The sequence below is a fragment of the Streptomyces sp. ALI-76-A genome (assembly GCF_030287445.1).
In the GTDB taxonomy this organism is placed as follows: domain Bacteria; phylum Actinomycetota; class Actinomycetes; order Streptomycetales; family Streptomycetaceae; genus Streptomyces.
In genome coordinates, this window is sequence record NZ_JASVWB010000004.1 from 1144323 (window position 1) to 1157781 (window position 13459).

Annotated in this window: 13 protein-coding genes and 4 pseudogenes; 7 read left to right on the forward strand and 10 right to left on the reverse strand. The window is 68.6% G+C overall.

Annotated features, from left to right (window positions below; all coding sequences use genetic code 11):
• Nucleotides 1-16 precede the first annotated feature (16 nt).
• Nucleotides 17-382, reverse strand: coding sequence for a hypothetical protein (locus QQS16_RS41340; RefSeq protein WP_286067794.1), 366 nt, complete (start codon nucleotides 380-382; stop codon nucleotides 17-19).
• A complete protein-coding gene (locus tag QQS16_RS41345) occupies nucleotides 364-714 on the reverse strand; it encodes a hypothetical protein (protein WP_286067795.1) in 351 nt (116 codons plus the stop codon). Before QQS16_RS41345 ends, QQS16_RS41340 begins: the two co-directional genes overlap by 19 nt.
• Before the next feature lie 110 nt (nucleotides 715-824).
• On the opposite strand from QQS16_RS41345, the gene QQS16_RS41350 reads away from it, so the two are divergent.
• The 3 genes and pseudogenes from QQS16_RS41350 to QQS16_RS41360 all read left to right on the forward strand — a co-directional run.
• A complete protein-coding gene (locus QQS16_RS41350) occupies nucleotides 825-1487 on the forward strand; it encodes a TetR/AcrR family transcriptional regulator (protein WP_286067796.1) in 663 nt (220 codons plus the stop codon).
• A 19-nt stretch (nucleotides 1488-1506) separates the two neighbouring features.
• Nucleotides 1507-2347: pseudogene (locus tag QQS16_RS41355) on the forward strand (IS5 family transposase); the annotation flags it as partial.
• 42 nt (nucleotides 2348-2389) lie between these two features.
• A pseudogene (locus QQS16_RS41360) lies at nucleotides 2390-2602 on the forward strand (IS6 family transposase); the annotation flags it as partial.
• 538 nt (nucleotides 2603-3140) lie between these two features.
• Here the strand turns inward: QQS16_RS41360 and istB are convergent.
• The gene (istB, locus tag QQS16_RS41365; protein WP_286066644.1) at nucleotides 3141-3911 is read right to left on the reverse strand and encodes an IS21-like element helper ATPase IstB; all 771 of its coding nucleotides are present in this window, start codon (nucleotides 3909-3911) and stop codon (nucleotides 3141-3143) included.
• A complete protein-coding gene (gene istA / locus QQS16_RS41370; protein ID WP_502963980.1) occupies nucleotides 3908-5260 on the reverse strand; it encodes an IS21 family transposase in 1353 nt (450 codons plus the stop codon). The genes istB and istA overlap by 4 nt, the downstream gene beginning before the upstream one ends.
• A gap of 250 nt (nucleotides 5261-5510) precedes the next feature.
• Between istA and QQS16_RS41375 the strand changes: the two genes are divergently transcribed.
• Together QQS16_RS41375 and QQS16_RS41380 are read left to right on the forward strand one after the other, a co-directional pair.
• Nucleotides 5511-6056, forward strand: a complete 546-nt coding sequence (locus QQS16_RS41375) for a hypothetical protein (RefSeq protein WP_286067799.1) — start codon at nucleotides 5511-5513, stop codon at nucleotides 6054-6056.
• Between the two features lie 390 nt (nucleotides 6057-6446).
• Nucleotides 6447-6803 (forward strand): hypothetical protein, encoded by a 357-nt coding sequence (locus QQS16_RS41380; RefSeq protein WP_286067801.1) that lies wholly within the window; start codon nucleotides 6447-6449, stop codon nucleotides 6801-6803.
• Nucleotides 6804-7274: 471 nt separating this feature from the next.
• Here QQS16_RS41380 and QQS16_RS41390 read toward each other — a convergent pair whose 3' ends face one another.
• Nucleotides 7275-8627, reverse strand: a complete 1353-nt coding sequence (locus QQS16_RS41390; RefSeq protein ID WP_286067802.1) for a helix-turn-helix domain-containing protein — start codon at nucleotides 8625-8627, stop codon at nucleotides 7275-7277.
• Nucleotides 8628-8692: 65 nt separating this feature from the next.
• On the opposite strand from QQS16_RS41390, the gene QQS16_RS41395 reads away from it, so the two are divergent.
• Together QQS16_RS41395 and QQS16_RS41400 are read left to right on the forward strand one after the other, a co-directional pair.
• The gene (locus QQS16_RS41395) at nucleotides 8693-8896 is read left to right on the forward strand and encodes a hypothetical protein (RefSeq protein WP_286067804.1); all 204 of its coding nucleotides are present in this window, start codon (nucleotides 8693-8695) and stop codon (nucleotides 8894-8896) included.
• Nucleotides 8897-9015: 119 nt separating this feature from the next.
• Nucleotides 9016-9321 carry a hypothetical protein gene (locus tag QQS16_RS41400; protein WP_286067805.1) on the forward strand — a complete coding sequence of 102 codons (306 nt, stop codon included), beginning with the start codon at nucleotides 9016-9018 and terminating at the stop codon, nucleotides 9319-9321.
• 751 nt (nucleotides 9322-10072) lie between these two features.
• Here QQS16_RS41400 and QQS16_RS41405 read toward each other — a convergent pair.
• The 5 genes and pseudogenes from QQS16_RS41405 to QQS16_RS41425 form a co-directional block, all read right to left on the reverse strand.
• A pseudogene (locus QQS16_RS41405) lies at nucleotides 10073-10636 on the reverse strand (LutC/YkgG family protein); the annotation flags it as partial.
• Nucleotide 10637: 1 nt separating this feature from the next.
• Nucleotides 10638-11033, reverse strand: a pseudogene (locus tag QQS16_RS41410) (lactate utilization protein LutB domain-containing protein); the annotation flags it as partial.
• Nucleotides 11034-11079: 46 nt separating this feature from the next.
• A complete protein-coding gene (locus tag QQS16_RS41415) occupies nucleotides 11080-11595 on the reverse strand; it encodes a hypothetical protein (RefSeq protein WP_286067806.1) in 516 nt (171 codons plus the stop codon).
• Between the two features lie 281 nt (nucleotides 11596-11876).
• Nucleotides 11877-12086: an integrase core domain-containing protein gene (locus QQS16_RS41420; RefSeq protein ID WP_286067808.1), complete on the reverse strand. Its 210-nt coding sequence runs from the start codon at nucleotides 12084-12086 to the stop codon at nucleotides 11877-11879.
• A gap of 22 nt (nucleotides 12087-12108) precedes the next feature.
• Nucleotides 12109-13179, reverse strand: coding sequence for an IS110 family RNA-guided transposase (locus QQS16_RS41425; RefSeq protein ID WP_286067810.1), 1071 nt, complete (start codon nucleotides 13177-13179; stop codon nucleotides 12109-12111).
• Nucleotides 13180-13459 lie beyond the last annotated feature (280 nt).

The window sequence follows — 13459 nt, forward strand, 5'->3', positions numbered from 1 at the left end:
CGGTCGGTGCGGGGTGTCAGCTCTCGATCCCGTCGGTCTCGGCGTCCAGGAGCCGGTGATGGCGGAAGGTGAGGGCTCGTTCGATCCCTGCGAGGCCGGCCGTGATGGTGAGAACCGTGTTCGCCCATGCCGGCAGGTCGCTGGGCGAGAGGAACGGGGGGAATCGATCAGCCCAGAGTGGCTGGTGGGTGACGAGGTCGAGCAGCTGCGGGGCGAGGAGCAGCAGATTCGTCATCAGCACGATGACGGCGCAGGCGGCGAGGGCGCGCCCGACTCCGGGGTGCCGGCGGGAGAGCTGGGCGCGCCAGTGCTCGGGCGTTCCCGGCGCGGGATCGAGACGCCGCTGGCTGCCGTCCGCCCTGATCAGGTGGATCCGCCGCATGCCGTACCTGCTCGAGGCGACCTCGATGCGGTCCGGTCCGAGCGGGAACCGGACCGCATGTCGGAGGTCTGCACGTGCCGGTCGTCCCAGTAGAGCGAGGCCCGGCCCGACAGGTGATCGACATCGACCGTTGCCGTCGACGCATCGGGAAGGCGCATCGCGAACCGTGTGCGCTGCAATGAGAGGGAGGGGCGGAACGGTGGCAATGGCGCGCCCGGCTCCGGGGCGGGCTTCGACCACGCCCCCGCATCGCCGTCGAGGCACTTGAACCCGTCGAAGCCGTAAGGATCCTCCCGCGCCGCACCGGTCCAGGGATCGTGCCGGTCGTTCATGTCTCCCCTGTCCGGGGTCGTGGCCGGGCAGAGCACCGCCACGACGCCCTTCTAGCATGCCCGTGCTAGCAAAGTAGCACGGGCATGCCAAAAACGACTAGGATGGGGTCATGCCCAAGAGAGCCAACCCGGATATCCGCCGAGAGCAGGTCGCCGACGCCGTGATCGAGGAGATCGCCGCGCACGGGATCCGCTCGGTGACCCTCGCCCGGATCTCCGCACGCACCGGCCTGGCCATCGGGAGCATCCGGCACTACTTCGGCGACACCGTCCGCGAGGTCATGCGCTTCACACTGGACGTTCTCCTGCAGCGCGCCGCGCGCCGCGCCGCGACGATGTCCGACGACCCGGTCGCACGGATCGTGGATGTGATCGCATTCGCCGCTCCGACCACTGAGCAGGAGCGCCGGGAGAACATCGCTCTCGTCGAATACCGTGTCCTGGCCCGCACGGACGCGGAACTCGCGGCCGACGTCGCGGCTACTTCCCTCGCGGGCGCAGAGGTGTTCCTCTCGTTGCTGCGCGATGCGCTGGCCGACCGCTCGGTCGACGAGGAGGCGCTCCACCGTGAGGCGCTCCTGCTGTTCGCCCTGGTCGAGGGCTTCTCGTTCAGTTCGGCGCTGTTCTCCGCCCCGTTGCGCGAGGCAGATGTCCGTGCAATCGTGACCGCGGCCCTGCAACGCCTGCGCGACGCCTTTCCGCCTTCATCGGAGGCCGTCGAGGGAGCGGCTGGAACTCCTGAGGCCACCGAGGAGTCACGGAGCCACCGCTAAGCAGTTTCGTTTGGATCAGTTGGTCGTTGGTCCGGGTGTGCCATTGACTGATGCGCGGTGGGCGCGGATTGAGCCCTTACTCCCGGACCGCACGCCGAAGCGGGGTGGCCGCTGACGGGACCATCGTGAGGTGATCGACGCAATCGCCTACAAGTTCCAGACCGGCACGCAGTGGGTCCACCTGCCGAAGAAGTACGGCAACTGGCGGGGCGTCTACAACCGGCTGCGGATGTGGGCTGTCAACGGCACTTGGGAGCGGGTGTTCACCGCTCTGGTGGCCCAGGCCGACGCGGGCGAGGACCTCAACTGGGCCGTCTCGGTGGACTCAACGATCGTGCGGGCCCACCAGCACGCGGCCGGGACCCGCAAAAAGGGGCCCCGGCCGGCGAACCCGACGACCATGCCATCGGCCGCTCCCGCGGCGGGCTGACCACGAAGATCCACCTCGCGGCCGATGCCCGCTGCCGGCCTCTGGCGTTCATTCGCACCGCAGGCCAGGCGGGTGACGTACCCGCCTTCACCGACGTCATGGCCCGCCTGCGCGTTCCCCGTCGGCGAGGACGGCCTCGCACCAGGCCGGACCTGGTCCTGGCCGACAAGGCGTCTCCTCCCGCGCGATCCGCGAGCACCTGCGCAAGCGCGGCATCCGAGCAGTGATCCCTGTTCCTGCTGACCAGCGCACGCACCGGCTACGTCGGGGCAGCAGGGGCGGCAGGCCACCGGCCTTCGACCGTGAGACCTACAAGCAGCGCAACACCGTCGAGCGGTGCATCAACCGCCTCAAGCAGTGGCGTGGCATCGCCACCCGCTACGCGAAGACCGCCACCATCTACCTGGCCGGACTCCACATCGCGGGCATCTTCCTCGGAGGAGCGGGACCTCAAGCTGGGTGCCTGGATCGGGAACCAGCGGAGCAGGGCCGCGAGGCTGTCGCCGGAACGGGTGGAGCATCTCTCCACCATCGACGGTTTCTGTCCGCGTTCAGCGGCATCTCGCCCCACTTCCGGCCCCGCCGCCATCTGATGCCCGCACACCACTATCGCGCCGAGATGACCGTCCGCTTCGCAATCTGGGAGCAGATCACCGGCGTCGCCGGCCCCGCCGTCACGGCCTGACCTCAGCCCGGAACCGGGCTCCACCACGCCACGACGTGCCATCAGAAACCTGCCCACCCAACAACGTGACAGCGCCCGAGCCGGCCTTCCTCCCACACGATCAGCTCGCCATCCAGCGCGGTCGCATCCGGCAGCTGCACGGCCCCGCCCACCACCTCCGGAATGACGGCGCCATCTCCGTGGCGAGCCTGGAGCGCAGCGTCACGTGGCCAGCGTCGAGAGAGACCAGCGCCCGGAACCCGTCCCACTTCGGCTCACCCGCCCACCCCGGCAGCAGCACCGGAAGGGGCACAGGAGCGGCGAGCATCGGTTCCGGCAGCGTCCACGTCACGGCCCCATACCTTTCACACAGACCGTCCTCCGCACCCCAGCGGCACGGAGCGCGCCCGACCTGGGACCGACCCTGGGCTGACTCGCCTGCCGCCTGCTGGCGTGCCGCTATGCGCGGAGACAAGTCCTGTGGGACGCCTGGCGTTTGGCGGATGTCCGCGTACTCGTCCGAGTGCACCACCGAGTACGGAGTTATGTGCACCAGTGCTCAGGCCACGTCAGTGTCCCGCTCGATGGCCTGGAGGCGGTTCTTGAGCCGGTAGCTGTTGCCGTTGATCGGGACGACCTCGCAGTGGTGCAGGAGGCGGTCGAGGATCGCGGTGGCCAGGACCTCGTCGCCGAAGACCTGGCCCCACTCGCCGAAGGTCTTGTTCGAGGTCAGGATGATCGAGCCCTTCTCGTAACGCTTCGAGATGACCTGGAAGACCAGGTTCGCCTCGGCCCGTTCCAGGGGTTGGTAGCCCACTTCGTCGACCACGAGGACGGCGGGGCGGAGGTAGCTGGTGAGCTTGCTCATCAACCGCCCCTGATCCTCGGCGGCCTTGAGGTGACGGACCATGTCGTCGAGGCTGGTGAAGTAGATCGAGTAGCCCGCCCGACAAGCTGCGACGGCCAGCGCGACAGCGATGTGTGTCTTGCCGACCCCGGGCGGCCCGAGCAGGGCGACGTTGGCCTTGTCCTCGACGAAGGAAAGGGTGGCCAGGTCTTTGACCTTGCGCGGGTCGAGCTCGGGCTGGAAGGAGAAGTCGTAGTCCTCGAGCGTCTTGTGGTGTGGCAGCTTCGACAGCCGCAGGCCGTTGCGGAAGCGGCGGTCGTCACGGACCGCGAGTTCCTCTGCCAGAACCAGGTCGATCAGATCGAGATAGCCCATCTTGGCCTCGTCCGCCCGCTGGATGTACTGGTTCAGGGCTTCGGCCAGGTGCGGCAAGCCGAGCTTGACGGCCGTGGCGCGGATGCGATTGCTGGTCAGCTCGCTCAACGGGCTTCCTTCGTCGGTGCGTTGGTGGTGAAGGGGCGGGTGCCGGTCAGCTCGTCATAAACCGACAGCGGACGGCGGCCGACCTCGACGCTTGCGGCGGCGGCCCGGTTCAGCAGAGCTTGCAGTGGCCCGTCTGGCGCCCCCAGAGTCTGGCCGCGGCGGGGCGCAGGCAGACCGTCCCCGGTGGTGACGCGGCGGCCGGCGCCGGTGGGCAGACCGTCCCAGTGGGTCTCATCCACGATGCGGGCACCTCGGCCGACTGCCCTGGGATGGGCGGCCAACAACGTCTGACCGTTCGCGTCGGCGACGGTGGAATGCAGTGTGATCTGGGACTTCGTGGCCCGGATCTCGACCAGCTGGCGAGGGCGGACCTTGCGAGCGGGAACCGAGTAGAGGTTCGCGTCGAACGCAACCAGGCAGTCCTTGCCGACATGCCGCAGATGCCGCTGTGTGACCACATACGGAGTCGTCGCCAGCGGCCGGAGAGCCGTGTGATCGCGCACGGCCCGGTGTCCGATGATCTCGCCGTGGGTGCCATGGACCTTCGCTCGCCGCAGTGGCACCCAGGAGGCGAAGGCGGCGTTCATCTCCTCGATGGAGGAGAAGGCCCGCCCGGCGAGCACGTGGTCCCGGACGATGCCGACCTGGCGCTCGACCCGGCCTTTGCCCTGGGGCCGGTAGGCGGCCAGCACGTCGATGTCGAAGTCGTAGTGCCCGGCGAAGGCGACCGCTTCCGGGTGCAGCGGAACTGCCTCGCCCGGGGCGACGTGCCGGCGCACGACTGTCTTGGTGCGGTCGTAGACGATGCTCATCGGCACTCCGCCGAAGTGCGCGAACGCCTGCCGGTGGCAGTCGAAGAACGTCGCCAGGTCCTGGCTGGTGGTGAAACAGCAGAACGGATCGCGCGAGTACGACAACGTCATGTGGAACGAGTAGACCTTCGGGATGCCGACATGGGCGAGGATCTTTCCTTCGTCGCCCCAGTCCACCTGGGCCTGAGCACCCGGAACGACCTCGAACCGCCGGTGCAGACCCGCCAGCTCGCCGGGACTGATGCCCAGTTCCTCCGCGATCCGTGGCCGGGCTTCTTGCACGTAAAGCTTCACCCGTTGGTAGTTGATGGTGACCGCGTAGTCCTGGATCAGACGTTCATGGATCACCGACGCCTTGAGCAGGACCTCGGACCTGAGCATCGAGTCGATCAGCGGCGCGACCTCGTCCACCACCCGGCGATGCCGGCGACCGGCTGTTTCCCGCTTCGGCGGCGCGGCCGACGCCGGATTCTTCAGGTACTTGCTGACCGTCCGGCGGTTCAGCCCCGTCTCCTTAGCGATCTCCCGCAGGCTCATCGCACCGGACTCATACAGCGGACGAAACCGCCTCAACTCCAGCCACCGATGTGGATCCAGGACCACCGTCAGTCGCCTCCCTGCCGCCCCGAACCGACAGCAGCAGACTCACGGTCTCCACCCCACCCCCGCACCACAAACGGCGCACATTCCTCCGTACGAGGTGGTGCACGTGCACTTGTACGCCGACAGCGGACGGCCGGACCGGAAAAGATGTGGGGCGATCGCACGGCTCGCGCCGCTGTGGCGCATGCCACGGCAGGGGGGCATCTGGATGGCGGACGTGGCCCTGAACCTGGCGATCGGCTTGGTCCCCAGTCTGATCAGCGGCGGAGCCGTCTGGGTCTGGCAGCGTCATGGCAGGAGGCGTCGCCTCCGGGAGAAGACGCGTTTCTTCGGCTTGCGTCCCGGGGACACCTGCATCGTCGTGCTGAACAACAAGTGGAACGCGCCCGGCAGTACACAGCACCATGACGTGCCGGCGATGCTAGAAGCCGCGCTCCTGGCCCGCGAGATGGGCTGTGCCGTCTCCATGCGGTCGAGCGACGAGTTCCGGGGCAGCAACGGCTCCTGCGCCGAGTTCTGCCTAGGCGGACCGGAGGGCGTCTCCAACGTGCGCACGCGGGGGCACCTGCGGCACAACCTGCCCGGGGTGACCGTGCACCCCTTCGACTCGCCGACCGCGCCGATGGCCATCGAGGTCGGGGGAGAGGTGTACCGCTGGGACCGCGGCGAGTTGAGTACGCGCTCGTCGCGAAGTTCGTCCCACCCGGCGCGGAGCGTCCCGTCATCCTGATCAGCGGGCAGACCTCGATCGCCAACCACGCGGCCCTGCACTTTCTGAGCCACTCCCACCGACGACTCGCCGCCGAGCTGCGGACGACCGAGCGGTTCTGCCTCGTCGTCAGGGCGGAGTCCATCAGCACCTACGGCTTCCACGGCGGTGTCCTGGCCCGGGACGTATCGCCAGCCGCCTTCGCCGCACAGGGGTGACCCAGCACGCCGGCGCGCGACGACGAGGGCCACGTCCCCGCTCCTGAGGAGGCGCCGTTGGCGCTTGCCGCTCGACGAGGTGGCCTTCCAGCCAGCGCTTTCCTTCGCCCTTCGAGGCCGCTGTGACGGCTTTGTGGCCGCAGGAGTGGCTTCCGTCATAGCCCGGGCCACGGTGCCGTGTTGGGGTGGCCGGATGCGTACCGCCCTGACCGCTCTGCGCGGCTGTCTGCCGCCGCTCCTGGTTCACCTCCTGATAGGTGTCCCCGCGGCCCTCGCCGTCCTGTGCCTGCGCTGGTACATCGCCTACGGCCACTGCGAGTACGACGACCTGGGCCGCCGTGACCTGGACGGATGCACGTACGACCAGATCGAGAACAGCGGCTTCGCCTTGATCGCGCTGATCCTGATCAGCGGCCTCGTCCTCCTCCTGCTCCTTGTCTTCGACGTCCTCCGCCCCCTGAACGCTGGCCGCCCCCTCAGACCACGCTTGCTGACCCTGCCGGCGGTCCTGATCCCGTACGCGGCGTACGTGATGAACGGGGGCGGGTGAGCAGTCACCGATGCCGACACACTGATGCCGACACCGGTGTCGCGTCGCCGACGTCATCGGGCCCGATGAGAGCAACCTGTACCAGGACCGCCGCCACTACGTGCGGGACAGCTCCGACACGGCCACCTTGCGCAATGACCGCGGCCGCTTCGTCGATGATGAGTCGTGGGGCGACAACCACGACCGCGGCCACCACCACGGCCACCGCTGACCGGCTGGCACCTCAGCCGTTGATCATCGCACGGCGGCCTCACCGGTCGGTATGACGCCACGACGGCGCGCTGCCCTTTCTGGGCGGTGCGCCGTCCGGGCTCGGTGCAGGCGGTCCCGCCGCGGCTCATGCGCTGAAGCCGACATCGCCAGGGCAGAGGTCGGGGCCGGCGCGGGGCGTTGCGTGGGCGGCACCTCTTTGATGTGGCAGGCAGTCAGTCGGTCATGACGGGGCTTGGAGTGGGGTGAGGGCGGAGGGTGTCAGGGTGTGGTGGCGCAGTGCCTCGGTGATCGCGGTGGGCGGTCGGGGGCGTGTGCGGACTGCTGGTTGGATGTGTTGTGCTGCTTGGCGTGTTTGTGCAGGAGTCGGGCGCGGCCGTCTTCGACGGTCCGGTCCTCGGTGACGACTTTGCTGAAGGTTTTCATGACGGCGTCTGCGCCGACGGGGTCGGGTTCGTGGTGTGGGGGTGCCGGCAGGAGTGCTGATCCGTGGGCTGCTTCGCGGTGGGCGTGGGCCAGGGGCATGGTGAAGTGGTCGACGTCGCCGCCGAGGACGCGGACGAAGGTGGTAAGGACGTCGCGGTGTGGCAGGACGGTGGTCTCCAGGATGGAGGCGACGGCGCTTGCGCTCAGGAGCCAGCGGCTGGCGACGGCGATGTCGCTGGGTGCGGGGCGTCCGGCGCGCAGGTGCAGTGTGTGGATGGCGGCGCGGAGTTGTTCGGTGGCGGGCATGGGCGGGGCATCGGGGTCGGGGGTGTCGGGCTCGCGGTATTTCTGGCTGAGCTTTTCGGTTTCCCATACGGTGCGCAGGACGTCGGGGTCGGCGCCGCAGGCCTGGGCGAACTTGCGTGTCATCTCCCAGGTGGGTACGCGTTCGCCGGACAGGATCCGTGAGAGGTAGGAGGCGGAGCATCCGATGCGGGAGCTGACCTCCTTGTTGGTGAGCTGGGCGGAGCGGATGAGCATGGACAGGATGGGGGAGAGGCGGTTGTAGGCCGCCCCGGAGGATTCGATGGGGGCGCCCTGCTCGGGGCCGTCGCTGCGTTCGGTGCCGGTGTCGCAGATGTCTGCTGCGGTGTCGTTGTCGGCCGGGGGCTCCGCGGCGTCGGTGCTGCGTGGGCTGGTGCTGCTGTAGAGGCCGGGGAGTGTGGTGAGCGCCGTTTCGGAGCGGTTGAAGCGGGTGAGGCGGCGCAGGATGTAGCGCTCGGTGTAGCGGTGGCGGGCGGTGTCCTCGCTGATGCGCAGGATCGAGCTGATGGTGGCCCAGGTGATGCGTCGGTAGCGGGCGCGTCCGACGATTCCCGCGATGAGGCCGTCGAGTTGTTCCTGCAGCTGGGCGATCCGCTGCAGGGGTTCCTCTCCGTCCGAGGATGCAAGCAGCCGGGCGAGGTCGCGGGCGCCGTCTTGGATGTCTTTGGCGATTTCGGCGCAGAGGTCGTCGCCGGCAGAGGGTCCGTGTGGGGCCGTATCCGCGCGGGGTCCGGGGTGGTCAGGGCCTGTGTGGGGGGTGAGGCGTCCGGCGGGGCTGTGATGCTCTCGTGCAGGCGACGGCGGTGGGCGGCCTGACGGCAGGCGTCGCCGCAGTACTTGCGGGGCCGGCCCTCGGCGCGGCACCTGGAACCCGACAGCTACCCGCGCGAACGGGAGCGGCCGGACGGCTACCCCGACTCGACCGCACAGTGCCGCTGCTCACCACCACCGTGCGCCTGCTCGCCGCGCACGGCCGACACGAGCCCGTCTGGTGGCGCTACGAACACAACGCCTGGCAGACCCCCGCCGACGCGCTCGACAACCCCGACGACTACCGCGTCCGCGCTGGTACTGCAACGCTGCTTGTTCTGATTGCCGGGCACTTTCAGCGGCTGTGTCCGCGTCGTTTGTAGTGGCTGATGTCGGCTTGGTGTTGGCGTCGTCGTCGCCAGTGTGACCAGTGCAGGATGTGGTCGATCGGAGTGGGGCGGCGGTGACTTCAAGGGCCCGCTGGCCGTCACCCCCGGTCTTCGTGCAGGACAACAAGCGCGTCGCCGCACTCATCGCGGTGATCTGCCTCGCCCTGCTGATGTTCTGCCTGATCGAACGCCAGGTCCGCCAGGCCCTGGGAGGCGAACAGAAGATGCACGGGCTGTATCCGGGCAACCAGAAGGTGCGGCCCACCGGCCGGATGATCCTCTACCACCTGTCCGACCTGCGGCTACGGGTCGGCAGCGCCGCCGACCCGCCCGTCATCGCCATCACCCGGGGCATCCAACTCCACCTGCTCGACCTCGTTGGCCTGGAACCGACACGTCCCCGCTGGCCGGAGACCTGAACGAACTGCCAGCGAAGCAGTGAGCTGATTTCGCCCTCAGCCACCAGTGTAGGACGGCGCGGCTGGGACGATGCCTCGGTGAACTACTTCTCGTATTTCAGCATCGGTCCTGGTCATGACCGGCAGCATCCCCCGGAGCCCAGGCGAGCCGAGCCCGGCCAGTGGCCGAAGTTGGAGGCTGCTCTCGCTGTGGTCAATCGCGACCTGATGGCGACCCTGCCGGGTCAGGACGCGCTGATACTGATGGATGTCCCGTCTTGGCAGCCTTTGCCCTCGAACGGGATCGACAGGCAGGTCTACGTGGCGATGCCGGACGGCCGTTGGCACGGTAATCCGGTGAATGCGTGTGATCTGGAGGAGGGCGACCCGCCAGAGCCGGACGATGCGACGACGGTCCTGACCCTGGTCGCGGATGCGGCGCAGGAGACCATCATGGAGCTGCTCTGGCAGGTCTGGCCGCTCTGCTGGGAACACAAGATCGGAATGCACCCTCGTCCCGCAGGCACCGCTGATGACTGGTACCAGGGCGAATCGCACGCGGCCTGTTCCCCGGTGTGGTGGTGCCGTGGCAGCCGGGACGGCAAGTGCCACGACGTCTCCCCGGTGGGCGAGTTGGCCGCCACCCTGCCAGGAAAGCAGCGTCGCGCACTGCGGCGCAGCGAGCGTAAACGAGACAGCCGCCGATAGCCGCGGCGCCAGACCACTGCGCGATGCCGCCAGAATCCGCCATCCGCTGCCACCCGCGAAGTACGGACGGCCCGGAGATCCAGGTCAACGGGCGTGTCGGATCGAGCAGTTCGAGGGCCTGCGGCACCGACGACACGACCTGTTCCGGTACGCGTACGACGCAGATGTGGTGGTCGGGCACGAGGGTGATGCGGCGGCGGCCCTGGTCGGGGGAGCCGCCGAGGACGATCGTGCCCGTCTCGGCGATGGCCAGGGCGCAGGCGGTGACGACGCTGTCGACCTGGTCCAGCTCGTGCGCGGTGCACTCGCCCCGGTCCGGCACCCGGGGCAGATCCGTTGCCGACAGCCAGTCCTCGCGCAGCCCCGGCGGAACCAGCACCGTCTTCGCACCGTGCTCGCGCAACAGCCCGGAGAGGACCCCGGCCAGCCCGTCCGCGTCCGTACGATGCACGATTGCCCGGTAGTCCGCCAGGTTCTCCGCCAGCAACTCCACCGTCTCGTCGGCGCTCAGCCCGCCGTGCTCCCGGAGATACCCCCGCTCGACCGCGCGCTCGTACGGGGTGTCGTCCCGGGGCACGTCGGCCAGCGCCCGCCGCACCCGGCCCAGGATCAGATCCCTGCTGCTCATTGCCCATGTCCTTTCCGCCGTTCGTACGCTGCCACCAGTCCCGGAACGGCTCGGCCGGCAGCGCGGGAAGGTCGCTGCTGTCGCTCCACGCCTTGCCGGGGCCGGGCAGCGTACGGGGATGGAGGCGGCGGGTGCGGGAGGCGAGCCGCTGCCCGGCGCGCAGCGCGCCGGGCCGGCTCAGCGCCCAGCGTGCCGCACGCATCGCGGCACGCTCGGCGGCGTGCCCCTTCGCGGGCTTGAGCACGACCTTGCTGCCCTTTTCCGTCACCGGGCCGCCCTGCACGACCCGTTCCCGCAGGTGCACCAGCACCTCCGGGATGTCGATGGCCACCGGGCACACCTCGTAGCAGGCGCCGCACAGCGACGAGGCGTACGGCAGGGAGGCGTCGATCTCGCTACCGGGGTCGCCAACCGACTGCCTCGCCGGCCGTCGGCCCGCCTGCTCACTCCGGTGGGCCGGTGGCCGGATCGTGGTGGCGCGCGATCAGGGCCCGGTCTTCCGCCGATATGAGGGCGTGCACCAAGGGGCGGTGGGATGCCAGCGCATGGGACAGTGCATCGAAGACGGTCACCGGCAATGGTTGTGCCCTCTCGCTGTCACCGAACATGAGCTGGATGAGCTGTGCCAGAAACTGCAGGACGTCGTCGTGTGCGTCGCCGGGGACTCGTCCCCTGTCCTGGCTGAAGGCCGTGAGAAGGGCGTGCACGGCCGACACCAGGTGGGGGTGGCGCATGTCCATCAGCAGCCGCGTTCCCTGGAGCGCCCGGTCGTAGAGATCACCGAGTTCCCTGTCGCTCATGGTCGTGCGATCGGCCAGCAGCAGTTCGAGCAGGTCGTGGGCGAGCCATGAGGCCGGAGCACCGTCGACCGGACTGAACATGGTCACGGCCTGGCCGAGCCACCGGAATACCGGGTCCAGGGCATGCCGCATCACCGAGTCATTGGTTCCGCCGGACACGGCCGTTTTGTGCCACAGCTCGTCCCAGTACGACCGTGACCAGCCTGGGCCTCCACTGCCTCGCGGGTAGCGGAAGTGCCAGTTCATGTCGAGGGGCTGTGGTGGGGTGCCTGGCTCGGACCGAGATATCTCCAGGGCCCGGCCCTCGCCGTCCCACGTGTGATGCACGTCGAGGGACAGAGCGAAGTCCGTCCATTGGCTCTCGTTCATCGCCGAGCGCCACAGCAGGCAGTGCCGGTGCCTGAGCTGCCCCGAGTTTCGTAGAGTCCGGTGATCTTGTTTCAGGCGGACTGCGGGGTGGCTTCCTGTTGTCGCCAGAAGTCGCGTTCGTACTCGGCGGGCGGTACGTAGTCGAGTGCGGAGTGGAGGCGTTCTTCGTTGTACCAGGTGACCCACTGGAAGATCGCCCGCTCGACCTGGTCGACGTCCCTCCACGGCCCTTGCATCTCGATCAGCTCGGCCTTGAAGGTGCCGTTCAGCGCCTCGGCCATCGCGTTGACGCTCCTATAGTTGTCAACTCGCCGCGGAGGCCCTCCGTGGGGCCGGTCGAAGCAGGTGGTAGACCTCGCGGATCACGTAGCGCTTGAGGCATCTGATGATCTCGCGTTTCGTCTTGCCCTCAGCGGTGCGGCGGGCGACGTAGTCGATCGTGGGCTGGTGGAACCGCATTCGGACGATGACGGTTCGGTAGATCGCGGCGTTCAGCTGGCGGTGGCCACCGTGGTTGATGCGATGTCTGCCGCCGGTCATGCCGGAGCCGGTGGGCACGGGAGCGATGCCCGCGAGCTTGGCGAGGGCGGCCTCAGACTTGATCCGCTCGGGGTTGTCGCCGGTCACGGCGAGGATCTCCGCGGCTGTGTCCCCGCCGATACCGAAGGGCTCGAGCAGTTGCGGGGCGACCCGCTGGACCAGGCCGCCGATCATCTTCGTCAGTTCCTTGGCCTCGGCGTCCAGGTACTGCCACCGCTTGGCGAGCGTCCGCAGGGTGTGCCGAAGGGCGTCCTCGGGTCCTTCCAGACGGCGAGGACGCAGAGCTGCCAGCTGCCGCGCCAGGCTGATCTGTGTCGTGCCGGCAGTCTCCCGGCGCAGGGCGTCCGAGGCATGGACGAGTATGGCCTTGATGGTGACCATCGCCGCCGCACGCTGTTCAACGGCTTGGTCATGGGCGATCTTGAGCTGGCGGATCATCTCGGCCTCGCCGTCGGCGGTCTTCGGCGTGGCCGTCGCGAACCCGGCCAGCACGGCGCGGGCGGCGTTCTCGGCGTCCAGGGTGTGGGACTTTCCGTTCATGCGCCGCAGCCGCCGGTCCGGGCGTCCGGCCTCGACCACCTTGTGGCCGGCCCTGCGCAGGAATGAGGTCAACGTGGCGCCGTAGGAGCCGGTGCCCTCGATCCCGAAGGCCAGGACGTTACCGAACGAGCCTGCCCAGTCCGCCAGTTGCTGGAAGCCACCGGTGTCGGTGGGAATCGTGAGGGTGGCCAGGATTCCGCCGATTGTGTCCATCACCGCTGCGACGTGCACGTGCTTGTGCGTGTCGACGCCGATCACGACGTGCCCGGATCTGGGTTGCTCGCTGGTCTGCACGGAGTTCCTTCCGGTCGATAGCGTGGAGTTCACGCTGTCGCCGGTCGGACGGACAGGACTGTCACGGGGACGCTTTGGCGAGTCGGCTCCAGGCTCCTGACTTGTTGAATGGAGCCCAGATGCTCGGTCTGCAGCCGTAGCGTCCAGGGTGTCGGTCGGCACGGGCCCGCAGTGCTCCTTGCCGCCCTCGGGCTGGCTCACTGATAGCGTGCCGCCGCCGGCCGACACCCGCGCGGTGTGGCTCGACAGAGGCATGAAGGTGACACGGTGACTTCAAGTC